General features: G+C 63.7%; 24 protein-coding genes and 1 pseudogene. 10 read left to right on the top strand and 15 right to left on the bottom strand.

Annotated features, from left to right (window positions below; translation table 11 throughout):
• Positions 1-302: 302 nt before the first annotated feature.
• Complete coding sequence (locus HNO88_RS02290; protein ID WP_184242317.1) at positions 303-707, bottom strand: hypothetical protein; 405 nt, start codon at positions 705-707, stop codon at positions 303-305.
• A complete protein-coding gene (locus tag HNO88_RS02285; protein WP_184242315.1) occupies positions 697-1443 on the bottom strand; it encodes a dTMP kinase in 747 nt (248 codons plus the stop codon). The genes HNO88_RS02290 and HNO88_RS02285 overlap by 11 nt, the downstream gene beginning before the upstream one ends.
• Between HNO88_RS02285 and HNO88_RS02280 the strand changes: the two genes are divergently transcribed.
• Positions 1437-2186: a hypothetical protein gene (locus tag HNO88_RS02280; protein WP_184242313.1), complete on the top strand. Its 750-nt coding sequence runs from the start codon at positions 1437-1439 to the stop codon at positions 2184-2186. The genes HNO88_RS02285 and HNO88_RS02280 overlap by 7 nt on opposite strands.
• On the opposite strand, the gene HNO88_RS02275 is transcribed toward HNO88_RS02280, so the two are convergent.
• Together HNO88_RS02275 and HNO88_RS02270 are read right to left on the bottom strand one after the other, a co-directional pair.
• Positions 2183-3673: a hypothetical protein gene (locus HNO88_RS02275; RefSeq protein WP_184242311.1), complete on the bottom strand. Its 1491-nt coding sequence runs from the start codon at positions 3671-3673 to the stop codon at positions 2183-2185. The genes HNO88_RS02280 and HNO88_RS02275 overlap by 4 nt on opposite strands.
• Positions 3670-4389 (bottom strand): hypothetical protein, encoded by a 720-nt coding sequence (locus HNO88_RS02270; protein WP_221419770.1) that lies wholly within the window; start codon positions 4387-4389, stop codon positions 3670-3672. The genes HNO88_RS02275 and HNO88_RS02270 overlap by 4 nt, the downstream gene beginning before the upstream one ends.
• Before the next feature lie 455 nt (positions 4390-4844).
• Between HNO88_RS02270 and HNO88_RS02265 the strand changes: the two are divergent.
• From HNO88_RS02265 to tgt, 5 genes and pseudogenes are all read left to right on the top strand, one after another.
• Positions 4845-4964, top strand: a pseudogene (locus HNO88_RS02265) (S-adenosylmethionine:tRNA ribosyltransferase-isomerase); the annotation flags it as partial.
• A 55-nt stretch (positions 4965-5019) separates the two neighbouring features.
• Entirely contained in the window at positions 5020-5973 is a 954-nt protein-coding gene (locus HNO88_RS02260) for an ABC transporter ATP-binding protein (protein ID WP_184242307.1), read from the top strand.
• Positions 5970-6743, top strand: coding sequence for an ABC transporter permease (locus HNO88_RS02255; RefSeq protein ID WP_184242305.1), 774 nt, complete (start codon positions 5970-5972; stop codon positions 6741-6743). The genes HNO88_RS02260 and HNO88_RS02255 overlap by 4 nt, the downstream gene beginning before the upstream one ends.
• 19 nt (positions 6744-6762) lie before the next feature.
• Positions 6763-7680: a DUF481 domain-containing protein gene (locus HNO88_RS02250; protein ID WP_184242303.1), complete on the top strand. Its 918-nt coding sequence runs from the start codon at positions 6763-6765 to the stop codon at positions 7678-7680.
• 6 nt (positions 7681-7686) lie between these two features.
• Complete coding sequence (gene tgt / locus HNO88_RS02245; protein WP_184242301.1) at positions 7687-8814, top strand: tRNA guanosine(34) transglycosylase Tgt; 1128 nt, start codon at positions 7687-7689, stop codon at positions 8812-8814.
• 87 nt (positions 8815-8901) lie between these two features.
• Here tgt and HNO88_RS02240 read toward each other — a convergent pair whose 3' ends face one another.
• Both HNO88_RS02240 and rpsD read right to left on the bottom strand, forming a co-directional pair.
• The gene (locus tag HNO88_RS02240; RefSeq protein ID WP_184242299.1) at positions 8902-9078 is read right to left on the bottom strand and encodes a hypothetical protein; all 177 of its coding nucleotides are present in this window, start codon (positions 9076-9078) and stop codon (positions 8902-8904) included.
• A 172-nt stretch (positions 9079-9250) separates the two neighbouring features.
• Positions 9251-9865 carry a 30S ribosomal protein S4 gene (rpsD, locus tag HNO88_RS02235; protein WP_184242296.1) on the bottom strand — a complete coding sequence of 205 codons (615 nt, stop codon included), beginning with the start codon at positions 9863-9865 and terminating at the stop codon, positions 9251-9253.
• A gap of 250 nt (positions 9866-10115) precedes the next feature.
• On the opposite strand from rpsD, the gene HNO88_RS02230 reads away from it, so the two are divergent.
• Both HNO88_RS02230 and HNO88_RS02225 read left to right on the top strand, forming a co-directional pair.
• Positions 10116-10454, top strand: a complete 339-nt coding sequence (locus tag HNO88_RS02230) for a chorismate mutase (RefSeq protein ID WP_246381100.1) — start codon at positions 10116-10118, stop codon at positions 10452-10454.
• Between the two features lie 21 nt (positions 10455-10475).
• Positions 10476-11399, top strand: a complete 924-nt coding sequence (locus HNO88_RS02225; RefSeq protein ID WP_184242294.1) for an alpha/beta hydrolase — start codon at positions 10476-10478, stop codon at positions 11397-11399.
• Between the two features lie 43 nt (positions 11400-11442).
• Here the strand turns inward: HNO88_RS02225 and HNO88_RS02220 are convergent, their stop codons facing one another.
• Genes HNO88_RS02220 through rpiB form a run of 5 tightly spaced genes read right to left on the bottom strand, consistent with a single transcriptional unit; the run spans position 11443 to position 14633 of the window.
• A complete protein-coding gene (locus tag HNO88_RS02220; RefSeq protein ID WP_184242292.1) occupies positions 11443-12165 on the bottom strand; it encodes an RNA methyltransferase in 723 nt (240 codons plus the stop codon).
• The gene (gene nrdR, locus HNO88_RS02215) at positions 12162-12623 is read right to left on the bottom strand and encodes a transcriptional regulator NrdR (protein WP_184242290.1); all 462 of its coding nucleotides are present in this window, start codon (positions 12621-12623) and stop codon (positions 12162-12164) included. The genes HNO88_RS02220 and nrdR overlap by 4 nt, the downstream gene beginning before the upstream one ends.
• A 14-nt stretch (positions 12624-12637) precedes the next feature.
• Complete coding sequence (locus HNO88_RS02210; RefSeq protein ID WP_184242288.1) at positions 12638-12859, bottom strand: hypothetical protein; 222 nt, start codon at positions 12857-12859, stop codon at positions 12638-12640.
• Positions 12860-12861: 2 nt separating this feature from the next.
• Positions 12862-14169 (bottom strand): serine hydroxymethyltransferase, encoded by a 1308-nt coding sequence (gene glyA, locus HNO88_RS02205; RefSeq protein WP_184242286.1) that lies wholly within the window; start codon positions 14167-14169, stop codon positions 12862-12864.
• The gene (gene rpiB / locus HNO88_RS02200) at positions 14166-14633 is read right to left on the bottom strand and encodes a ribose 5-phosphate isomerase B (protein WP_184242284.1); all 468 of its coding nucleotides are present in this window, start codon (positions 14631-14633) and stop codon (positions 14166-14168) included. The genes glyA and rpiB overlap by 4 nt, the downstream gene beginning before the upstream one ends.
• Between rpiB and HNO88_RS02195 the strand changes: the two genes are divergently transcribed.
• Both HNO88_RS02195 and HNO88_RS02190 read left to right on the top strand, forming a co-directional pair.
• Positions 14620-15006, top strand: coding sequence for a hypothetical protein (locus tag HNO88_RS02195; protein WP_184242431.1), 387 nt, complete (start codon positions 14620-14622; stop codon positions 15004-15006). The genes rpiB and HNO88_RS02195 overlap by 14 nt on opposite strands.
• Complete coding sequence (locus HNO88_RS02190; protein ID WP_184242282.1) at positions 14949-16208, top strand: chloride channel protein; 1260 nt, start codon at positions 14949-14951, stop codon at positions 16206-16208. The genes HNO88_RS02195 and HNO88_RS02190 overlap by 58 nt, the downstream gene beginning before the upstream one ends.
• Positions 16209-16254: 46 nt before the next feature.
• Here the strand turns inward: HNO88_RS02190 and rpoD are convergent, their stop codons facing one another.
• The 4 genes from rpoD to HNO88_RS02170 all read right to left on the bottom strand — a co-directional run bounded on the left by rpoD (position 16255) and on the right by HNO88_RS02170 (position 21113).
• Entirely contained in the window at positions 16255-18294 is a 2040-nt protein-coding gene (gene rpoD / locus HNO88_RS02185; protein ID WP_184242280.1) for an RNA polymerase sigma factor RpoD, read from the bottom strand.
• A gap of 33 nt (positions 18295-18327) precedes the next feature.
• Positions 18328-20181 (bottom strand): DNA primase, encoded by a 1854-nt coding sequence (dnaG, locus tag HNO88_RS02180; protein ID WP_184242278.1) that lies wholly within the window; start codon positions 20179-20181, stop codon positions 18328-18330.
• Positions 20175-20534: a GIY-YIG nuclease family protein gene (locus HNO88_RS02175; protein ID WP_184242276.1), complete on the bottom strand. Its 360-nt coding sequence runs from the start codon at positions 20532-20534 to the stop codon at positions 20175-20177. The genes dnaG and HNO88_RS02175 overlap by 7 nt, the downstream gene beginning before the upstream one ends.
• A gap of 126 nt (positions 20535-20660) precedes the next feature.
• Complete coding sequence (locus HNO88_RS02170) at positions 20661-21113, bottom strand: GatB/YqeY domain-containing protein (RefSeq protein WP_184242274.1); 453 nt, start codon at positions 21111-21113, stop codon at positions 20661-20663.
• Positions 21114-21115: the final 2 nt, after the last annotated feature.

Below are 21115 nucleotides of genomic sequence, written 5' to 3'. Positions count from 1 at the left end.
CCTGATGAAGGCCATGGTGATGGATGAGCGTTGCTCGAACGATCAGGATACTCTCGAATATCTCACCGGCCGACGCGCTCGATCAATCACCGCGCCATCGCGGAGATTCGCAGCAACGCAGAAGCACTGCCATCAAAGCCGCTGCCGCCGACGAGCTCGAAGCATTCGTGGCGTCGTGGCCCGATCTGATGTGGCGGGGCTACCTCAATCAAGGAACGCTGCGGGCTAGTGCAACATCGCGTGCATGGCGTAATCTGCTCCTTGAGCAGGAGGCGAGGCGTCGGCTTCGTCGGGGTTCCAGATCAGGCCGCTTCGAGCATAGAACTTAGACCCGCGGGCCCGAGAACCGCGGCCTCTTGCACGAAATCCACCGCAAACCCAGTCCTCTCCGACCACCGACGGACGCGATCGTGCCGTTCCTCAGCTGGAAGGAACAGAAGGCCATCGGAATGGTAGGAAGCTAAGACAAGTAGGATTAATAGCCCTTTTACGTTTGTGTCGCTCATTGGTGCGACGACCTGTTTGTCGATCCCACCTAATTGCTTTAGGACGCGTTTCGCTGAGATGCGTGCATTTAGCTCGGCGACAATTCCTTGCAACGCGTCGCTCTGCTGCTTGGTCAAAGACTTACTGACACGCTCGGCTTCCTGATCGAGATCGATTGCCCGCCAAAGATGGTCAATGAGCATCGCCGTTTCAGTCGACATGACTGTTCTCCGTTGCCGCTGACTGCTCCGCAACATCCATACCGCTAGCTACTAGCATAGCCCAGATAAGATCTGAAACCTTGTCGATATCGAGCCTCACCTCATCGGGGTCGATCTCGAGCAGACGGACCGAGCGTGCATTGGCTAGACCATGATAATAAGCGTTGACGGCGAGCTGTAGGCCCGTTTCCCGTTCGTGTATGTCGGCGTGACCTTCGGCATAGGCGCGGCTTGGATCTATCGAGCGCAAAAGGTGTCGACCCGTTTCGAAATAGGAGTCGCGAGCGACCATGGCAATTTCGAGGTCAGGGTGCGGGAGTCCGAAAGTTTCATACTCCAGCCAGCGAAGCAGTCGGTCCAGTTCCGTCTTGCGCGTCGGATCGTCGAGCTTTGCGCTCTGAAACGCAATGTTCGAAGATACATAGCGGTCACAGAGCACGAACCGTCCCGCCGCGAGGTCCGAAAGAATGGCGTCCCGCATCGTAAGCCGGTCAATCGAGAATGCGAGGCTCAGGAACTCGGGTGTGACCGGGCCGAAGCTCCCGCGAAGGAAAGATCCTATCAGTTCGCCAATAGGAGAACCTCCTTTGCTAGGGAAATCGTAGCTCGCAACGTCGTGGCCGACAGCTCGGAGCCGCGCCGCGAGCGTAGACAGCTGCGTGGTCTTGCCAGTCCCGTCTGCGCCTTCGATAACGATTAGACGGCCACGTGATATATGAAAGGGCGACGATGACATCAACGCTTACTCCGGAACGTTATCTCAAAGCGGACGTCCTGCAATCGATTGCCCGGTCCCGCAAATTTCTGGCTATTTTATTTGCTGTCTTGTTTGCGCTTGGCATTTGGCTGGCCAACAGCGACGACGCTGTATGGGTGTCTGTCGGAACCTCACTCCTCGCCAGTGCGCTTCTCTCGCTTGCCACGCTCCTAATCGATCAGGTGAGGAATGGCGAGCAAGTCCGTGCAGCCGATCTGGCAAAGGCCGGGATGATGGAGGTTTTCGAGCGACGCGACCTTCCTGAATACGATGCTCTTGTCCGGGACGCAGAGATAATTGATGTCGCAGGTTACACTCTGCGCTCGTTCAGCGAAAGCAATCAGGATATCTTCCTCAGGCGAGCGAGCGAAGGGCGCGCGGTGAAGGTCAGAATACTCCTGGTCGATCCGTCCTGTGAAGCCGCCCGGGTGATGGAAGCGTCTGAGAAGACATCTCTTGGGTACTATCGCACCAACGTCGATGCTCTCCTCGCGCGGCTAGGCTCGATCGAAGGTATCGAGATTCGGTACCTCTCCCGACACCTGTCGATGATGATCTATCGCATCGACGGAGTCCTCTACACGGGACCATTTCCGCAGCATGGACGGAGCAGGGTCGCGCTAACCATGAAGCTTGGAAAAGGCGGATGGCTGTTTGAGCGGCAGGCGGAGGAGTTTGACTCTCTCTGGGCCGAGGCTTCGATCCAACTTTCTGCCGCCTAACCCGCCGTCGTGCCAAGCACCGACGCTACGGCGGCAGCTGCGTTGCGGGCGCCAGAGCCATGGAGGACGGCGATCGGCTCTCCGGCGGTGCATCGGTCTCCTGCATCGACAAGCAACTCGAGACCGCCTCGTGCAATCGACGTTGGTCCTCGAGGCGTAGCGCGATTGAGTTTGGTGTTCACCACGTCGGCCAAGGCGACGGCATCAAACGCGAGTGGCCCGTTGCAGGTCGCGCGCAATTCGATCCGGTCTGTCCCGCCGAGCAACGCCTCGGATGGATCGTGCGCAACCTGGCGTAGGAAAGCCTCATCGACACCGTGGTCGCGCCAGAGTTTCAGCAAATGGTCGAATGCCTCCCCGGATGCAATTGCCGCTTCGGCGAGGCGTTCCGCGCGATCTGGTGAGCGTCCCTCCACTGCCGCCAATCTTGCGACGAAGTTGATCGCGCGGTGGAGTTCGGCCAGCGCTAGCGGGTGTACGGCTTCGCCACGCACGAGCCTGACGACTTCCAATATCTCGCAACTGGCACCTAACGAACGACCAAGCAGGCCATCGGCACGACGTAAGCTAGGTTCGAGCAGTACACCGTGGCCGCTCCCGATCATCTTGCATGTGGCACCAAACGCTGCTGCGGACGCTCGGTCATTCAGAAATGCAGTGCGACCGTAAAGGACGTCCAGGATCACTAGATCCGCTGGCGCTGCGATCTGCTTGCACATGATGCTGGCGGCCATTAAGCCAGGGTCAGCCACTGTACCGGTTTGCCCGCGAAGGCGGTACATCATGGCGTCCCGCGGGCAGAGGTCAGGTCCGGCAGATAGGTAATATACTGGGGCACAATTGAGATCCCAGGTCATCAGCCGCTCGCGGTCGACGGTCGCGAAACCTGGTAGGACCGACAGCTTGTCGGCAGTCCCGCCGGTATGAGCTAATTTGCGCGCAACGAGGAAGGGGGAGCACCAGTCCATCTCTTGCGACAAAGCCCGCAGTAACGCGGGCAGCAGAATGGCCTGCTTCTCCGAGATGCCGCCGGTCGGATAGCGCCTGACCGACACGCGACGAGTCACTTTCGGCGCCGAGTGCACCCCGCCGAGAAGAAAATCCGTAATCCGAGCACAACGCCTGTCATTGACACCGCGCAGGAACATGTCGGCGAGCCAGTACCCGGCACATGCCAGATCGAGCGGCGTTGCGGTGGCATCCAGCCAAGGCGCGGCGACGGACTCGAGAATAGCGGGGGCGATGTCCTCACCGTCCAGAAGTCCCGCTGCGGGTGCGGTGTGGAAGACTGTATGAACGTGGGGCTTGATCGATCGCGCTGCTTCCAAGGCCGCTCCCTGCAGCTTGATGCCGTCGCTCTCTGCCAGCCGCAGGACTGCACCAACCTGCGCGGGATCGATCTGCGCAGCAATTAGATGATCACCCGCTCGCTTCTCCCGTCCGTCAATCATCGCTCGGGCGAGAGTCAGTGCAGTGCTCGCCGTCATTGATCAATAGCGCCGATTGCCTCTGCGACGCGCTTGGCGGTAGTGTCCGGAGACGAGTCTGACTGCTCAATCAGGAGCAGTCTTGTGCCATGTTCCTTTGCGGCCGCCTCGCATGCGTTCAGCATCATGTCCTGCATTGCGAAATGGCGATTTAGCTCGGCGCTGCGATCAAACTCTCGCCCACGCCGGTCCATAAACGTGGTCCAGACGGCCTCGTCGAGTTGAAGCATGACGAGGATGTCAGCTTTAGGCAGTCGGTGCCAATCGAGGTCAACCATCGCACGCGCTACTGCGAAGTACGGGTCCTCCCGTGGTAACAGCCAAGTGAAGGGCGGCTCACCGAGGTAGCGCGCGACAAGCACGTCGTAATAGCTGTCGAGGACTGCTATGGAGCCGCTCAGGCTTTGAGCATGTGCTTGATATAGAAGTGGGACGCGCGCGCTCCTGAACCAAGACAATGCGGTGAATGCCCCGACGGTTTCGCGCTGACGCACTAGCGCTGGCCAGCTGTCTTCTTCCGGTTCAACAAACGAGTCGCCGCCGAGAAGTTGGGCGAGTTTCTTCGCCGCTGAGGACTTGCCTGCACTCGGCAGTCCGGCAAAAGCGATTAACAAGGCAACTCTCCAACCACCATGTCCATGACGAGCATTAGCAAACGTCGCCCACCAATCAGCAGGTCTAGCAAGGTTTCTCAGCGAAACCGTGTCCGCAGCCATGTGCTTATGTCCGGCCTCGCAGGCTCGCCGAGCAGTATGCCCACTCTACCTCGCGCACTGCGTAAAGGTTCTGCGCCGGAAGATCCATCTTCATCCATCCGGGAAGCTTAAGAAAGGTAACGGCGAGGACGGGCGCGTGGGCAAGGTAAGCCGAAACCGAGTCAGGTGGCTTCGACGCACCACGTTTGCACATATTCGAAAAGACGCCGGATGGTCATAGGGCGCTGGTCGCAATGGCGCCACCGTCCAGGGATAGCGGCCATCAAGCCCGGATACAGTGGCCCGCTGTAGGTCGTTAGGCGGTCAACGATCCTACCAAAATGCTTCTAGATAGGAGAGTGCCGAAAGGCGAACTCCGGCGCTCGTGGGTTCTTCATGGACCGATCCAGCGGCGCCTGATTCGTGGCATTTTATCTGCTTGTTTTATATCCACAAGACGGCACTATCACCCGGATCTGTTCATGCTGGTCTCGGCGCTGATGGGGCTGGACCGGATGCAGGCGGTCTATGCGCATGCGATTGCCAGCGAGTACCGGTTCTACTCGTATGGGGATTCATCGCTGCTGCTGCCCTGACATATTGCTGGTGAGAGCTTGGAACATGGCGCCGCTCGGGCCATCTATGTCCGCGATGGAACCCATTCTCGAAATCCGCAATCTCACGAAGACCTACAAGGGCGGCTTCACGGCGCTCCGTAATGTGGATCTGGACATCCGCAAGGGCGAGATCTTCGCGCTGCTTGGGCCGAACGGGGCGGGCAAGACGACGCTGATCGGCGCGGTCTGCGGTCTCGTGCGGCCCACCGGCGGCACCATCCGGGCCTTTGGCGAGGACATGCACGCGAACTGGCGCACTTTGCGCGCGCGGATCGGGCTGGTGCCGCAAGAACTGGCCACCGACATGTTCGAGCCGGTGCTGCGCTCGGTCACTCACTCGCGCGGGCTGTTCGGTTTGCCACCCGACCCTGCGCGGATCGAAGGCATCCTCAAGTCGTTGAGCCTATGGGACAAGCGCGAGGTGCAGATCCGCGCGCTGTCGGGCGGGATGAAGCGCCGGGTGCTGATCGCCAAGGCCATGGCGCACGAGCCCGAACTGCTGTTCCTGGATGAGCCCACCGCCGGTGTCGACGTCGAGCTGCGTCGCGACATGTGGAAGCAGATTGCGGAGATGCGCGAGCGCGGCACGACGGTGATCCTGACCACACACTACATCGAAGAGGCCGAGGAAATGGCCGATCGCGTGGGCATCATCCGCGCTGGCGAGATCCTGATGGTGGACGACAAGGACGCGATGATGAAGCGCATGGGGCGCACAGAAGCGCACATAACCCTCGCGCAACCGATCGGCACAATTCCGGAAGCGCTCTCGACCTTGCCGCTCACACTTTCGGACGACGGCACGACGCTGACCTATCGCGGCGGAGACGGCGCGGGCCAGGGCAAGGCCGATGTCGCTCAGATCACCAAGCTGCTGACCCGCGATGGCATCGACTACGTGGCGATCGACCAGCATGAGTCCAGCCTGGAGGATATCTTCGTCACCCTTGTCGAGGGTGGCCTTGAAAGCGGGAGCCCAGCGGCATGAGCCTGTTCAACGCCCGCAGCGCCTGGACCATCTACAAGCAGGAACTGCTGCGCGCCTTTCGCACGGCGATGCAGTCGATCCTGGCGCCCGTGCTGACCACCTCGCTCTACTTCGTCGTGTTCGGCGCCGCGATCGGCGGGCAGATGCAAGGCGGCATGAACGGGGTGAACTACGGCGCATTTATCGTGCCCGGCCTGCTGCTGCTGACGATCCTGGGGGAGAGCACCAGCAACGCGAGTTTCGGCATCTACATGCCGCGCTTCACCGGCGCGATCTACGAGTTGCTCTCGGCGCCTGTGGGCGTGGGCGAGACGCTGGTCGGTTTCGTCGGGGCGGCCGCCACCAAGTCGCTGATCCTGGCAGCGATCATCCTGCTCACCGCGACGCTGTTCGTCGACTATACGATCGTTCACCCGGTCTATGCACTCGGCTTTATCCTGCTGGTGTCTGCCAGTTTCTCGCTGTTCGGCTTCATCCTGGGCATCTGGGCGGACAGCTTCGAGAAGCTTTCGGTAGTACCCATGCTGATCCTGACGCCGCTGACGTTCCTGGGCGGTACCTTCTATTCCGTGAACATGCTGCCCGAGCCCTGGCGCACGGTGGCGATGGCCAACCCGGTCGTATACCTCGTCAATGGGCTGCGCTGGACTTTCTATGGGACGTCCGACGTGTCGATCTGGGTTTCCCTGGGGCTGACGCTGGCGTTCCTCGCAGCCTGCGTGGCGCTGATCGCGTTCATTTTCCGCACCGGGTGGCGTCTGCGCAACTAAGCGGATAGACGGTGAGGACATGTTCGCCCGTACCGTTGTCTTCGCTTGCTGCCTCGCTGCCGCCGCCACGCCGGCGCGCGCCGAACTTCCCGGACCTGTGCGCGCGATGCTGGAAGCCGCGATGCGCACGGACGACGCAAAGGCCGTCGATGCCGTCGTCAAGGCGGCCAAGGAGACGCAGCCGCAGGACAGCGCCGAAATAGACGCGATGAAGCAGAAGTTCGACGACGCGCACACGCTCGTCGCGGCCGAGAAGGCGGAGAACGAGCGCGAGCGCGTGCTCGCCGCGCGGCCGCTGCAGCTGTGGAAAGGTGAGGGCGAGATCGGCGCCTTCAACACCACCGGCAACACGGAAAGCGCAGGCGTCTCCGTCGGCCTCAAGCTCGAGCGGGTGGGCGTCTACTGGCAGCACAAGCTGCAATTCACCGCCGACTACCAGAAGACCAGCGGTGTCGTCTCGCGCGAGCAGTACCTCGCCTCGTACAACCCCCGCTACACGCTCAGCGACCGGTTTTATGCCTATGGGCTGGTGCAGTACGAGAACGATCGTTTTCAAGGCTATACGAGCCGCTACTCGCTCTCGCCCGGGTTCGGGTACCGCGTCTACAACACCGACGACCTGAAGCTTTCCTTCGAAGGCGGCCCGGCGCTCCGCTTCACCAACTACGTCGACGAGCCGCAGCGCACCACCACGTCGGCGCTGGGATCGCTCGATTTTGCCTGGCGGGCGACGCGTGCGATCCGCCTGACCCAGCAAGCGAGCGCCTACGTGGAGGACCGGAACAGCACCTTCACCTCGACCACTGCGATCGAGGCGGGCATGCTGAAGGGTCTCAAGGCGCGGTTGTCCTATCGTTACGAGCACGACAGCGATCCGCCGGATGGCTCGCGCCGCACCGACACGCTCTCGCGCTTCACTCTCGTCTACGGTTTCTGATCTGGCATGACTCGCTTCGCGTTCGACATTCACGCCACCGACGGGCGCGCCCGCACCGGACGGATCACCATGAAGCGCGGCGAGATCCGCACGCCCGCGTTCATGCCGGTCGGCACGGCGGCGACGGTCAAGGCGATGAAGCCCCAGGACGTGTGTGCGACGGGCGCCGACATCATCCTGGGCAACACCTATCATCTGATGCTTCGTCCGGGCGCGGAGCGTGTGGCGCGGCTGGGCGGGCTGCACCAGTTCATGAACTGGGATCGCCCGATCCTGACCGACAGCGGCGGCTACCAAGTCATGAGCCTGTCTGACCTGCGCAAGATCACCGAAGACGGCGTGACCTTCGCCAGCCACCTCGACGGCTCTCGCCATCTGCTGACGCCAGAACGCTCGATGGAGATCCAGCGGCTGCTTGGTTCCGACATCGTCATGGCCTTCGACGAGTGCCCCAAGGTCGACCAGGGTCGCGATGCGATCGCCCGCTCGATGGAGATGTCGATGCGGTGGGCGAAGCGGAGCCGCGAAGGCTTCAACGCCGGCGGCGAGCATGCGGACCGGGCGGCCCTTTTCGGCATCCAGCAAGGTGCGTTGGATGAGGGGCTGCGTCGCGAATCCGCGGAGGCGCTCACGGCCATTGGCTTCGATGGCTACGCGATCGGTGGCCTGGCTGTGGGCGAGGGGCAGGCGGCGATGTTCGCCACGCTGGACTTCGCGCCCGGCCAGCTTCCCGTCGACCGGCCGCGCTACCTGATGGGCGTCGGTAAGCCCGATGACCTCATCGGTGCCGTGGAGCGTGGGGTGGATATGTTCGACTGCGTCCTGCCCACGCGGTCAGGCCGAAATGGGCAGGCTTTCACCTGGAACGGTCCGCTCAACATGCGCAATGCCAAGCATGCAGAGGACACCGGACCGGTGGACGAGCGGTGCCACTGCCCTACCTGCGGCACGTATACTCGCGCCTATCTGCATCACCTCATCAAGTCGGGAGAGATGCTCGGGGCCATGCTGCTGACCGAGCACAACCTCAGCTTTTATCAGCAACTGATGCAGGCGATGCGCGATGCCATCGCCGAGCAGCGTTTCGCTGCCTTCGCGGCCGGTTTTCGGAGCGAATACCTCCGGACTTCCTGAGTCTCCCGCATAGAGCCCAGATAGTCGGAGGCGCAGCGGGCGATGTCTGGATACTGGGCCGCGGCACCAGCCGAGTGTCCATCCACGTCAGTCGCGCAGCATCGCTCCCGCCACTTCCAGCTTGGTTCCGGGATAGGCGACAAACTCACCACTGCGATTGTCGAGAAAGCCAGCGCCGATCACATGAGCGAAGCGCTTGGCGAGGCTGAGATCGGAATACCATTTGCCGGCGCGGTGAGGGGTGATGAAGCGATACTTGGACATGGTATTATCAGAACAGTTTCGGGCGGCTGGAGTTCCCGCCATCCACCTGATCAGGCAGGCTTTATCGTGCCCATGAGGGCAAGCCGGTCTGCCTGTTCGCATCGTCTGCACACACGAAAAAGGCGGCCCCGAAAGGCCGCCTCCACCGTGTTCCAATCCGATGAAACCAGGATCAGCGCGAGTAGAACTCGACGACCAGATTGGGCTCCATCTTCACCGGGTAAGGCACTTCGTCGAGCGTCGGAACGCGGACGAAGGTGATCTTGTCGGTGCCGTCCTGCGAGATGTAGTCCGGAACTTCGCGCTCGGCGAGGCCCTGCGCTTCGATGATCAGCGCCATTTCCTTGGCCTTGTCGCCCAGGCTGATGACGTCACCGACGAACACGCGGCGGCTGGCGACGTTGCACTTCACGCCGTTGACGCGGATGTGGCCGTGGCTGACGATCTGGCGCGCGGCGAAGATGGTCGGGGCGAACTTGGCGCGGTACACGATCATGTCCAGGCGCTGCTCGAGCAAGCCGATCAGGTTCTGGCCGGTGTCGCCCTTCATGCGCGAGGCAGTGGCATACGTCGCCTTGAACTGCTTCTCGGTCACGTCGCCGTAGTAGCCCTTGAGCTTCTGCTTGGCGCGCAGCTGGATGCCGTAGTCCGACACCTTGCTCTTGCGGCGCTGGCCGTGCTGGCCGGGGCCGTAGCTGCGGCGGTTGACCGAGCTCTTGGGACGGCCCCAGATGTTCTCGCCCATGCGGCGATCGAGTTTGTGCTTGGCGCTATGGCGCTTCGACATAAGTCGTCCTTCGTATTCCTGCTGACAGCGCCACCATGGCACCGTCCAAATGTTCCGGGTCGCACCGCTCGCCGCCAGAAGTCCTGGAAGGGAGCGCGGCCACCGCTTCACCGGAGTGCGGGGCCGAACGGACGTTTCCCGCGCGAAGGCACGGGGTCCAAGTGAAGGCGCGCGTTTAGCCTTACGCGCTCGAAAGTCAAGCACCGCGCACCCTCGACGGCGATGGTCGTGGCAGCTAGGGCTTGCGGCCATGTCCCTGTCTCAATCCGACACCGCTTCCGGCGCCACGCCCATGCCCGACACCTGCCAGTCCATGACCGACGTGCGCGCCGGCGTCGATGCGCTGGACGCGCGCCTGGTCGACCTGCTCGCGACCCGCTTCGCCTACATGCGCGCCGCAGCACGGATCAAGCCCGAGCGCGGCCATGTGCGCGACGAAAGGCGCAAGGCCGAGGTGATCGCCAACGCGAAGGCCCGGGCAGAAGCGCTCGGCCTCCCTGCCGATGCGATCGCTGCCATCTGGGACAGCCTGGTCGAAACCTCGATCGCCTACGAACTGGACCATTGGGATCGACGCCGGCAAGACTGATCTGCCGAACGGGAGATGCTGATGACCAAGCCCATCACGCCTGACATGATCGATCCTGAGCTGCGTGCTCCGCTGGCGAAGATGCCGAATGCGCCGCTGCACGCCGGCTGGTTCCGCGCCCTTGCCCCGTTCCTGATGAGGCTGCAGCGCCGACCGCCTACGCCCGGCGTGTCGATCGAAGTGCGCAAGGCGCCCGCCTGCCGCATCTATCGCCCGCAAAATGTGCGCAGCGATGGCGCACTGCTGTGGATCCATGGCGGTGGCTACGTCGTGGGCATGGCGAGCATGGACGATGTCTTGTGCGGGCAGGTGGCTGCGGAACTTGGCTTGACCGTCGTTTCGGCCGAATATCGCCTGGCGCCCAAGCACCCCTATCCAGCGGCGCTCAACGATTGCCACGCGGTCTGGTGTTGGCTCCTGGCTGAGGCGAAAACCCTGGGGATCGATCCTCAGGGTATCGCCATAGGCGGGATCAGCGCCGGGGGCGGTCTGGCGGCTGCACTGGTCCAGCGGGTGTGCGACGAGGAGGGCCCGGAGCCGGCGGCGCAATGGCTGATGGCGCCGATGCTGGACGACCGCACTGCAGCGCACCGAGATCTCGATGAACTGGCGCATCCGCTGTGGAACAACGCCATCAATCGTTTTGGCTGGCGAAGCTATCTCGGGCGTGAGCCTGGCGCGGTGGAGGTATCCTCGCATGCAGCCCCCGCCCGCCATGAGGACCTGTCGGGCTTGCCGCCGGCCTGGATCGGCGTGGGTGCGATCGAGTTGTTCCATGACGAGGACGTGGATTATGCGCGGCGGCTCGAAGCGGCCGGCGTGCCCGTCGCGCTGGAAGTCGTACCGAATGCGCCGCACGGGTTCGAAGCCTGGGGGCGTGGCACGCAGATCACCGAGCGATACCTGGCGAAGGCGATACGCTGGCTGGGCGAACAGGTCGGCTGAGTACTTGGGTTTTTTGAGACCAGCCCGGCCCGAAGTTGCGGATCTACCGCTCTCGCCGCTCGCGCCCCAAGGTGCTCAAGATCCCGCGAAAGGTACGCACTTCCAGGTGGTTCCACGCCGGCTTGGTGAGCAGGTTGCGCAAGGTCAGGCGATTGGCTTCGGCGCGCGGCTCGGGCCAGAAGTAGTTCTTGGCATCGAGCAGCCGCTCGAAGTGTCCGATCAGGCCTTCCAACTCCTCTTGCGGCGCGGGCGGCAGCAGTTCCTCTACCGTCGGCTGTGAGAGGCCGGTCTGCTTGGACCATTCGTAGGCGCACAGGATTACTGCCTGCGCGAGGTTGAGCGAGCCGAACTCCGGATTGATCGGAACCGTCAGGATGGCGCGCGCAAGGGCAACGTCCTCCGTCTCCAGCCCCGACCGCTCGGGGCCGAACACGTAGGCGGAGCGGCCTGCCTCGGCATGGATCTCGCTTGCTGCCTGCTCCGGCGTAACGACCGGCTTGGTCACGCCCCGCTTGCGCACGGTGGTCGCATAGACGTTGACGCAATCGGCAACCGCCAGCGCCAGTGTCTCGTACACCTGCGCGCCGTCCAGCACGGCATCGGCCCCCGCGGCGGCAGGACCGGCGCTAGGATTGGGCCAGCCATCGCGCGGCGATACCAGGCGCATCTCGGTCAGCCCGAAGTTGAGCATGGCGCGTGCCGCCTTGCCGATGTTTTCACCCAGTTGCGGCCGCACCAGGACGATGACGGGCTTGTGCTCGCTCATTCCGGAACGATCCCACGCACCGTGCTGGCGAACTCCTCGAAGTCGCGAGCCTCGCTAAAGTCTCGGTAGACCGAGGCGAAGCGGATGTAGGCGACCGAGTCCAGTTGGCGCAGGCCATCCATCACCATTTCGCCGATGGCCAGGGAGGATACCTCGCTCTCGCCCATGGTCTCTACCTGGCGCTGGACGCCGGAAACAAGACGGTCAATCTTATCACGCTCGACGCTGCGCTTGCGGCAGGCAAGCGAGACGGACTGCTCGATCTTCGAACGGTCGAACGGCTGGCGCGAGCCATCGGTCTTGATTACCGTGATCTCGCGCAGCTGTACCCGCTCAAAAGTTGTGAACCGCGCGCCGCAGCTGCCGCATTGGCGGCGGCGGCGGATCGAGGTGTTGTCTTCGGTCGGTCGGCTGTCCTTGACCTGCGAATCCTCGTGGGCGCAAAAGGGACAGCGCATTCAGAACGTCTTGGTCAATCGGGGCGCACCCGCTTGTAGAACTGATAGCCGGCGCCAGCGGCGAGGCCAACAGGGATCGTCACGAACGGCAGCACCACCGCGGCGACCGCGCCGATCGCGCCCCAGGCGAGAACCGGCTTCGTCGAGGGATGGCTCAGGCCATCCTGCAGCATGCCGGCCAGTTCCTGGCGGGCGTCGGTCAGGAAGTCACCCTTGGGTGCGTTGGGATCGATCATGGTCAAAGGTCCTCATAGATGGGGAAGCGTTCACACAGCGCTTCTACGCGTGCGCGGACCGCTTGTTCCACCTGACCATCGCCTTCGTCGCCGTTGCGCGCCATACCGTCGACCACCTGGACGATGAGTTGACCGATCTCGCGGAACTCTTCCTCGCGAAAACCACGGGTCGTGCCGGCCGGCGTGCCGAGGCGAATGCCGGACGTGACGAAGGGCGAGCGCTTGTCGAACGGCACGCCGTTCTTGTTGCAGGTCAGCCAGGCGCGATCGAGACCCTTCTCTGCAGCCTTGCCGGTCACGTCCTTGGCGGTGAGGTCCACCAGCATGAGGTGGTTGTCGGTCCCACCCGAGACCACCGACAAGCCGGCATCCTCGATGCTCGTTGCCAGCGCACGGGCGTTGGCGACGATCTGGTGCGCGTAGGCCTTGAACTCAGGCTTCAGCGCGTCGGCGAAGGCCACGGCCTTGGCGGCGATCACGTGGACCAGCGGCCCGCCCTGGAGGCCGGGGAAAACCGCGGTGTTGAACTTCTTGGCCAGATCTTCGTCGTTGGTCAGTATCACGCCCGAGCGGGGGCCGCGCAGCGACTTGTGCGTGGTGGTGGTGACCACGTGGGCATGCGGGAACGGCGAGGGGTGCGCACCGCCGGCGACGAGGCCGGAGAAGTGGCTCATGTCGACCAGCAGCCAGGCGCCCACTTCGTCGGCGATCTCGCGGAAGCGCTGGAAGTCCCACACGCGCGAGTAGGCGGTACCGCCCGCGATGATCAGCTTGGGCTTGGACTCGCGCGCAATGCGGGCGACGTCGTCCATGTCGATCAGATGGTCGTCCGCCCGCACGCCGTACGGCACCGGGTTGAACCACTTGCCGCTCATGTTCACCGGCGATCCGTGCGTGAGGTGCCCGCCCGAGTTGAGGTCGAGGCCCATGAAGGTATCGCCCGGCGTCAGCAGCGCCAGGAACACCGCCTGGTTCATCTGGCTGCCCGAATTGGGCTGCACGTTGGCGAACTGACATCCGAACAGCTGCTTGGCCCGCTCGATCGCCAGCGTCTCGACCACGTCGGCGTACTCGCAGCCGCCATAGTAGCGCTTGCCCGGGTAGCCCTCGGCATACTTGTTGGTGAAGACCGAGCCGGTCGCTTCGAGGACTGCCTTGCTGGTGATGTTCTCGCTGGCGATCAGCTCGATCTTGGTCTGCTGGCGCTTCAGCTCGCCGCGAATGGCGGCGAAGACTTCGGGGTCGGCCTGCTCCAGGCTGGCGCTGAAGAACCCGGCCGAACGGATCGGGGCGTCAAGGACAGTGCTCATGCGGCGGACTCCTCAGGTGTCTTTGCAGTCATATGGGGATGAGAGAGCTTTTCGACACGTCCGGAATGGCGGCCACCACCGAACTCGGTCGAGAGGAATGCATCGAGGCAGGCCTTGGCCATGTCGACCCCGGTCAGCCGCGCACCCATGGCGATCGCGTTCGCGTCGTTGTGCTCACGGGCCAGCGCGGCCGAGAAGGGTTCGGAGACCAGCGCGCAGCGCAGCGCCGGGTGGCGGTTCACCGCGATCGAGATGCCGATGCCCGACCCACACAGCGCCACGCCGCGCTCGACGGTGCCATCCGCAACGACGTTGGCGAGCTTGTAGCCGTAGTCCGGGTAGTCGACGCGATCGGCTGTCGCCGGCCCTAGATCGGCGACCTCATGACCGAGTTCGATCAGGTACTCGCGCAACTCGGCCTTGAGGTCCACGGCGGCATGGTCTGAAGCAATGGCGATGCGCATTGGCGCGATTCATCCTTACGGGTTCGATCCGCGCGCCATAGTCGTGGCTGGCCGAAATGGCCAGTACCTCGCAAGGCTACTGCGCGGCACGTTGCCGTCAGTGGGTTGGATCGAGGTCGATGCGGCGCTAGACGGCACTTTCGACACCATCGGTCACGCTCTGGCCGGCCAGCGTGACGCCTGGCGGATCATGGCATCTGGCCCAGCTCATCTGCAGAACAACGGGAGTGGCCAGCGAACATGCCGCAAGCAGAGGCTCACGATGAAACAGCGCGCAAAGTTCGCCGGCGTCGCCGGATGGATCATGTGCGGATCATGGCACGGCGCCACGGTCCGACGTCGCTACTGTGGCGGCGGCGGCAAGCGACACTGATGGGTGCGATTGCGCTGGGCCTTGTCGCGCTGGTCTTCGCCAACGCCGGGGATTGGGCGAGCCGCATGTTCCTGCGCATGGTCGCTGCGTACTGGTGGTCGCCCCTCATCGTTACCCCGTTCGGCTTCGTGGTGCTGACCCTGCTGACGCGCCGCTTCGCGCCCGATGCGCGCGGATCGGGCATTCCGCAAGTCATGGTTGCCAGACGCGCGCCGGGGGCGGCGATCCGCTCGCTGGTCTCGTTGCGCACGGCCACCGCCAAGTTCGGGCTCACGGTCGGCGCCTTGCTGATCGGCGCCTCGACCGGGCGTGAAGGTCCGACAGTGCAGATATCTGCCGCGATCATGGCCCGTGCCTACAAGCTGTTCAGGGTGCCGCTCGGCCCGGCCGTCATGGTTGCCGGCGGCGCGGCGGGCGTGGCTGCCGCCTTCAACACGCCGCTGGCAGGCGTGACCATCGCCATTGAGGAGCTTGCCGCCGCCTACGAGCAGCGGATGACGCTGCTGGTGATGGTGGCGGTGCTGGTATCAGGGATGGTGAGCTTGGGCATAGCAGGAGACTACACCTACTTCGGCGTGGTTGCCGTCGGGCTTCCGTTCCGCCAGGCTTTGGCGATCGCCCCGGTTGCCGGACTGCTCGGCGGGCTTGCAGGTGGCCTGTTTTCCAAGGCTTTGCTTGGAGGAACCCTATCGCAGGCCCGCCCACTCGTCTGGCTGCGATCCCGACCCGTCCTGTTGGCGCTACTGTGCGGCTCCACCGTCGCCGTGATCGGTTGCGCTACCGGAATGACCTGGGGAACCAGCTATGAACCAGCCCGCATGATCATCGAGGGCCATCACAGTCCGCTCTGGTTCGGCCCCGCCAAGGCGGTCGCGACCCTGGCGACTTCCTTGTCTGGGGCTCCCGGTGGCGTGTTCGCGCCGTCGCTGGCAGTGGGCGCAGGATTGGGCGACCTGCTCAAGCCGCTGTTTCCCTTGGCGCCAGGCGGTGCGGTCGTCCTGCTGGGTATGGCGGGGTACTTCACCGGGGTGGTGCGAGCGCCGCTGACCTCGGTGGTGATCCTTTCGGAGATCACCGGAAGCCATGCCTTGCTGCTGCCGCTACTGGCGACGGCGCTGATTTCCGATGCTGCAGCCGGTGTTGTCTGCCGCGAACGGCTCTACCATGGGCTGTCCAAGGGCTTCAGCGCGCATCCAGCGTAACAGGCCGCGCTTGCGGGCCGAGGCCCTCAAGCGCGGCTGAAAAACATCACTGATCCAGGAACGAGCGCATCTTGCGGCTGCGGCTCGGGTGCTTGAGCTTCCTCAGCGCCTTGGCTTCGATCTGGCGGATGCGTTCGCGCGTCACCGAGAACTGCTGGCCGACTTCCTCCAGCGTGTGATCGGTGTTCATGCCGATGCCGAAGCGCATGCGCAGCACGCGCTCCTCGCGCGGGGTGAGCGAGGCGAGGACGCGGGTGACGGTCTCCTTGAGGTTCGCCTGAATCGCGGCATCCACCGGGATGATCGCGTTCTTGTCCTCGATGAAGTCGCCCAGGTGGCTGTCTTCCTCGTCGCCGATCGGCGTTTCGAGGGAGATCGGCTCCTTGGCGATCTTCATCACCTTGCGCACCTTCTCGAGCGGCATCGAAAGGCGCTCGGCCATTTCCTCGGGCGTGGGCTCGCGGCCCTGCTCGTGGAGGAACTGGCGGCTGGTGCGCACCAGCTTGTTGATCGTCTCGATCATGTGGACCGGGATGCGGATGGTCCGCGCCTGGTCGGCGATCGAGCGGGTGATCGCCTGACGGATCCACCACGTCGCATAGGTGCTGAACTTGTAGCCGCGGCGGTACTCGAACTTGTCGACCGCCTTCATCAGGCCGATGTTGCCTTCCTGGATGAGGTCCAGGAACTGCAGGCCGCGGTTCGTGTACTTCTTGGCGATGGAGATCACGAGCCGCAGGTTCGCCTCGACCATCTCCTTCTTGGCGATACGCGCCTCGCGCTCGCCCTTCTGGACCATGTTGACGATGCGCCGGAACTCGGGAAGCGCCATGCCGGTGGCGGCGGCAATGTCCGACACTTCGGAGCGGATGCGCTCGACCGGATCGGCTTCGCTCTGCGCGAAGGCCAGCCACTTCTTGTCCTTCTTGCCCATCTCGGCAAGCCAGGTGTCGTCGAGCTCGCGACCGACGTAGGACTCGAGGAAGTCGGCGCGCTTCACCTTGTGGCGCTCGGCAAGGCGCAGCATCTGGCCGCCCAGCGCAGTCAGGCGGCGATTGAAGGCATAGAGGTTGTCGACCAGGTACTCGATCTTGGTCGCGTGGAACTTGACCGATTCGACTTGCGCGGTGAGGTCCTCGCGCAGCTGGTGGTACTGCTGTTCCTTCGCCGCCGGGAAGTCGATGCCGAGCGCGAGCGCATCGAGCCGCTCGGACTGGAGCTTCTCGAAGGCGCGGAACATTTCGGTGATCTGCGCGAAACGCTCCAACGCCTCGGGCTTGAGCGCGGCTTCCATCTGCGCGAGGCTGAGGGTGTTGTCCTCCTCCTCTTCCTCGGCCGGGCGCTTGGCGCGGCGTTCGATGCCGTCCTCGTCCTCGTCCTCGGAGGTTTCGGGCTCTTCCTCGACTTCCTCTTCTTCCTTGAACGAAGGACCGGCCGTCGCCTCGCTGATCTCGCCATCGCCTTGCTCGGCGTCGTCGGTCAGCGTTTCGGGCGCTGGCTCCTTGGAGAGCATGGCGTCGAGATCGAGGATCTCGCGCAGCTGCATCTCGCCGTTGTTCAGTGCCTCGGACCACTGAATGATCGCGTGGAAGGTGATCGGGCTCTCGCACAGGCCCAGGATCATCATGTCCCGGCCGGCTTCGATGCGCTTGGCAATCGCGATCTCGCCTTCGCGGCTGAGCAGCTCGACCGCGCCCATCTCGCGCAAGTACATCCGCACCGGGTCATCGGTGCGCTCGATCGTTTCCTTCTTCTTGGCGGGATCGACGTTCTGGCGCGGCGCCGAGCCGTCTTCCTCGCCGTCGGCGTCCGCGTCGTCCGCCTCGCGATCGTCGTCCGCCGCCGCATCCTCGTCGCTCTCGACGATGTTGACGCCCATTTCCGAGATCGCGGCCATGATGTCCTCGATCTGGTCGGTGGACATCTGGTCCTGCGGCAGCGCCTCGTTCAATTCGTCATAGGTGATCACACCGCGACGCTTGGCGCGCGCGATCAGCTTCTTGATCGAGCCCTCGTTGAGGTCGATCAGCGGTGCGTCGCTGCCGTCGGAATTGTTATCGCCGCCGTTGGTGTCGTTCTTGCTCATTCTACCGCCGTGTGATCCTGCTGCCCGGCTATTTTAAGTGCCAGCTGCATGTCTCGTCGCCATTTGCCTGAGGCGATTGTCAAATTCCAGCTTTCTCTTGAGCAACCTTTGCTGCTCGAGAAAAGCGTCTTCGGACAACTCGCTTTCGAAACGGCCCGTCGCTCTGGCAAGGGCTGCTTCGAGCGCTGGCCGTTCGACCAGGAGTTCTATCGCCTGCGCCAGTTCCGTCGCCGCCTGGCCTTCACCCACATCGGGCTGCAGAAACCCGAAACGCAGGTCGGACCAGGCTGACGGACCCGGCAGCGCCAGACCGTGTTTCGCCAATATGGCGGCAAGAGCCTGGCTTTCAAGCGGGTGCGCCGAGTCGCAGCAGTCGACCAGGATGCCGAAGCGCCGATCGAGGCCGTGGATGGACATCAGTGTCTCGGCATGACGGTGGATTTGCCCGGGCCAGCGCACCAAGCCGGCGAGGATCGCGGCGGCGAGCGTATCGCGGTTGCCGTCGGTCGCCCGGTTCAGTCGGGCGATGGAGAGCGGGTCGGACGGCTCGGGGCCGGGCTGGAAGCCGCCCCGCTTGCCGGCTGCCGCCTGCCGCCGAGGCGTGTACGGGCGCTCCTCGCGTCGCGGAAACGCAAAGGCCGAGTAACGGTCCATCAACTCGCGCTTGTAGAGCCCTGCCACGTCCTGGTGCGCGATCGTCTCGATATGCGCCATCAGTCGAGCCTTGAGGCCGGCCTTGGCCTCGGGCGTGCTCAGCGGCAGGGCGTCGCGTTCGAACTCCCACAATACGTCGACGAGCGAGCGAGCCTGGCCGAGCAGGTCGTCCATCGCCGCCTTTCCCTTGCTTTTGAGCAGGTCATCGGGGTCGAGCCCCTCGGGCAGGCGAACGATACGCAGGCTGTGCGCAGGGCGCAGCAGCGGCAAGGCTCGAGTGATCGCCCGCATCGCCGCACGTTGGCCGGCGGCATCCCCGTCGAAGCACAAGGTGGGCATCTCTACGTGGCGCCACAGCAGTTCGATCTGCGGCTCGGTCAGCGCGGTTCCCATCGGGGCGACGCATTCGCCGATGCCGGCGGCAGCGAGCGCGATCACGTCCATGTAGCCTTCGACCACGATCATTCGCCCGCTCTGGCGCGCAGCGGGGGCGGCGCGATGCAGGTTGTAGAGCGTCCGGCCCTTGTCGAAGAGCGGGGTATCGGGCGAGTTCAGGTACTTGGGAGCATCCGTCTTGCCCTTGGCGAGAATGCGTCCGCCGAACGCGATCACCCGCCCGCGCGTGTCCTCGATCGGCAGCATCAGCCGGCCCCGAAAGCGGTCGTACGGGTCCTTGTCGTCCACGGCGATCCGCAAGCCCGCCTCGATCAGCATCGGCTCGGGAAAGCGGGAGAGGGCGGCTTTCAACGCCTGGCGGCCTTCGGGCGCGAAGCCGAAGCCGAAGCGCTGGACGGTGTGCGCATCGAACCCGCGCGTAGCCAGATACGCCCGCGCTGCCTCGCCCTCGGGCGCGGCAAGGCTGGCGACGAACCACTCCTGCGCCGCGGCCATCACGTCATGCAGCGAGTCGCGCTTCTCGGCAGCGCGAGCGGTGCGTGGATCGGGCGCCGGGACGTCCATCCCCGCCTCGGCGGCGAGCTCCTTGACCGCATCCATGAAGGCAAGGCCCTGATGGTCGGTCAGCCAGCGAATGGCATCGCCATGCGCGGAGCAGCCGAAGCAGTGGTAGAAGCCCTTCGCGTCATTGACGTGGAAGCTGGGCGTCTTCTCGTTGTGAAAGGGGCAACAGGCCTTGAACTCGTTGCCGACCTTCTGCAGCCGGACCGTGCGTCCGATCAGCGCCGACAGTGTTGTGCGGGCGCGGAGTTGATCGAGCCATTGCGGGGTTAGCACGAGATTTGCCCCCTTTGATCCGTCTTGCGTTGCTCCGAATCGCCGTTCGTGTCGAGCGTGGTCGAGACACGTTCACGCGGCGGTCGGGCATAGAAGGACAGACGATTCCGATCGCCTGCAGCGAGAGCCTCCTTCTTTGCCTTAGACCATTTCTTGATCTGCAACTCAGCCGACAGCGGCTCGTAGCGAGTGGCGAAGTCTTGCGACCAGAACAGCGTCACGGGCCGCCGACGTGTGGTGAAGTCGCAGAAACCGCCGTGCTGGTGCTCGCCCATCCGGCGCTCCAGATCATCCGTATGGCCCGTGTAAAATCGCCCGTCAGCGCATTTCAGGATATAAGCCCAGAATGCCATGGTGTGAGCTTGCGCCTTGCGTGTCTCGACTTCGCTCGACACGAACGGAGAAGGGGTGAACAAAACCGAGTTTAGCCCCCGATCTCCGTTCGTGTCGAGCGAAGTCGAGACACGCTGGCGTCCCCTTCAGGCCAGCGCCTCTTTCACCCACCCACTTGCCTTGCCCATGTCGAGCACCGAGCCATGCCGGGCCTTCAGCTCCGCCATGACCTTGCCCATGTCCTTCAGCCCGGCCGCGCCGGTTTCTGCCTTGATCGCCTCGATGGCGGCTTTCGTGTCGGCCTCGGAGAGCTGCTGCGGCAGGAACTCCTCGATTACGGCCAGCTCGGCCTTTTCCTCCTCGGCCTTCTCCGGCCGGCCGCCTTGCTCGAACAGCTGGATCGATTCGCGGCGCTGCTTGACCATCTTCTGCAGCACCTCGATCACCATGGCATCGTCGTCCGGCTGCGTGGAAGCGGTGCGCAGTTCGATGTCGCGGTCCTTCACCTTGGCGAGGATGAGGCGCACGGCGGCCAGGCGCGGCTTGTCGCCGGACTTCATCGCTGCAACCTGGGCGGCCTTGAGGGTATCGCGGATCATGG

Origin of the sequence: Novosphingobium chloroacetimidivorans, from assembly GCF_014204535.1 — a bacterium.
GTDB classification, from domain to species: domain Bacteria; phylum Pseudomonadota; class Alphaproteobacteria; order Sphingomonadales; family Sphingomonadaceae; genus Novosphingobium; species Novosphingobium chloroacetimidivorans.
The sequence above is the reverse complement of the archived record's forward strand: the minus strand, read 5'-3'. Positions and strand labels throughout refer to the sequence as shown.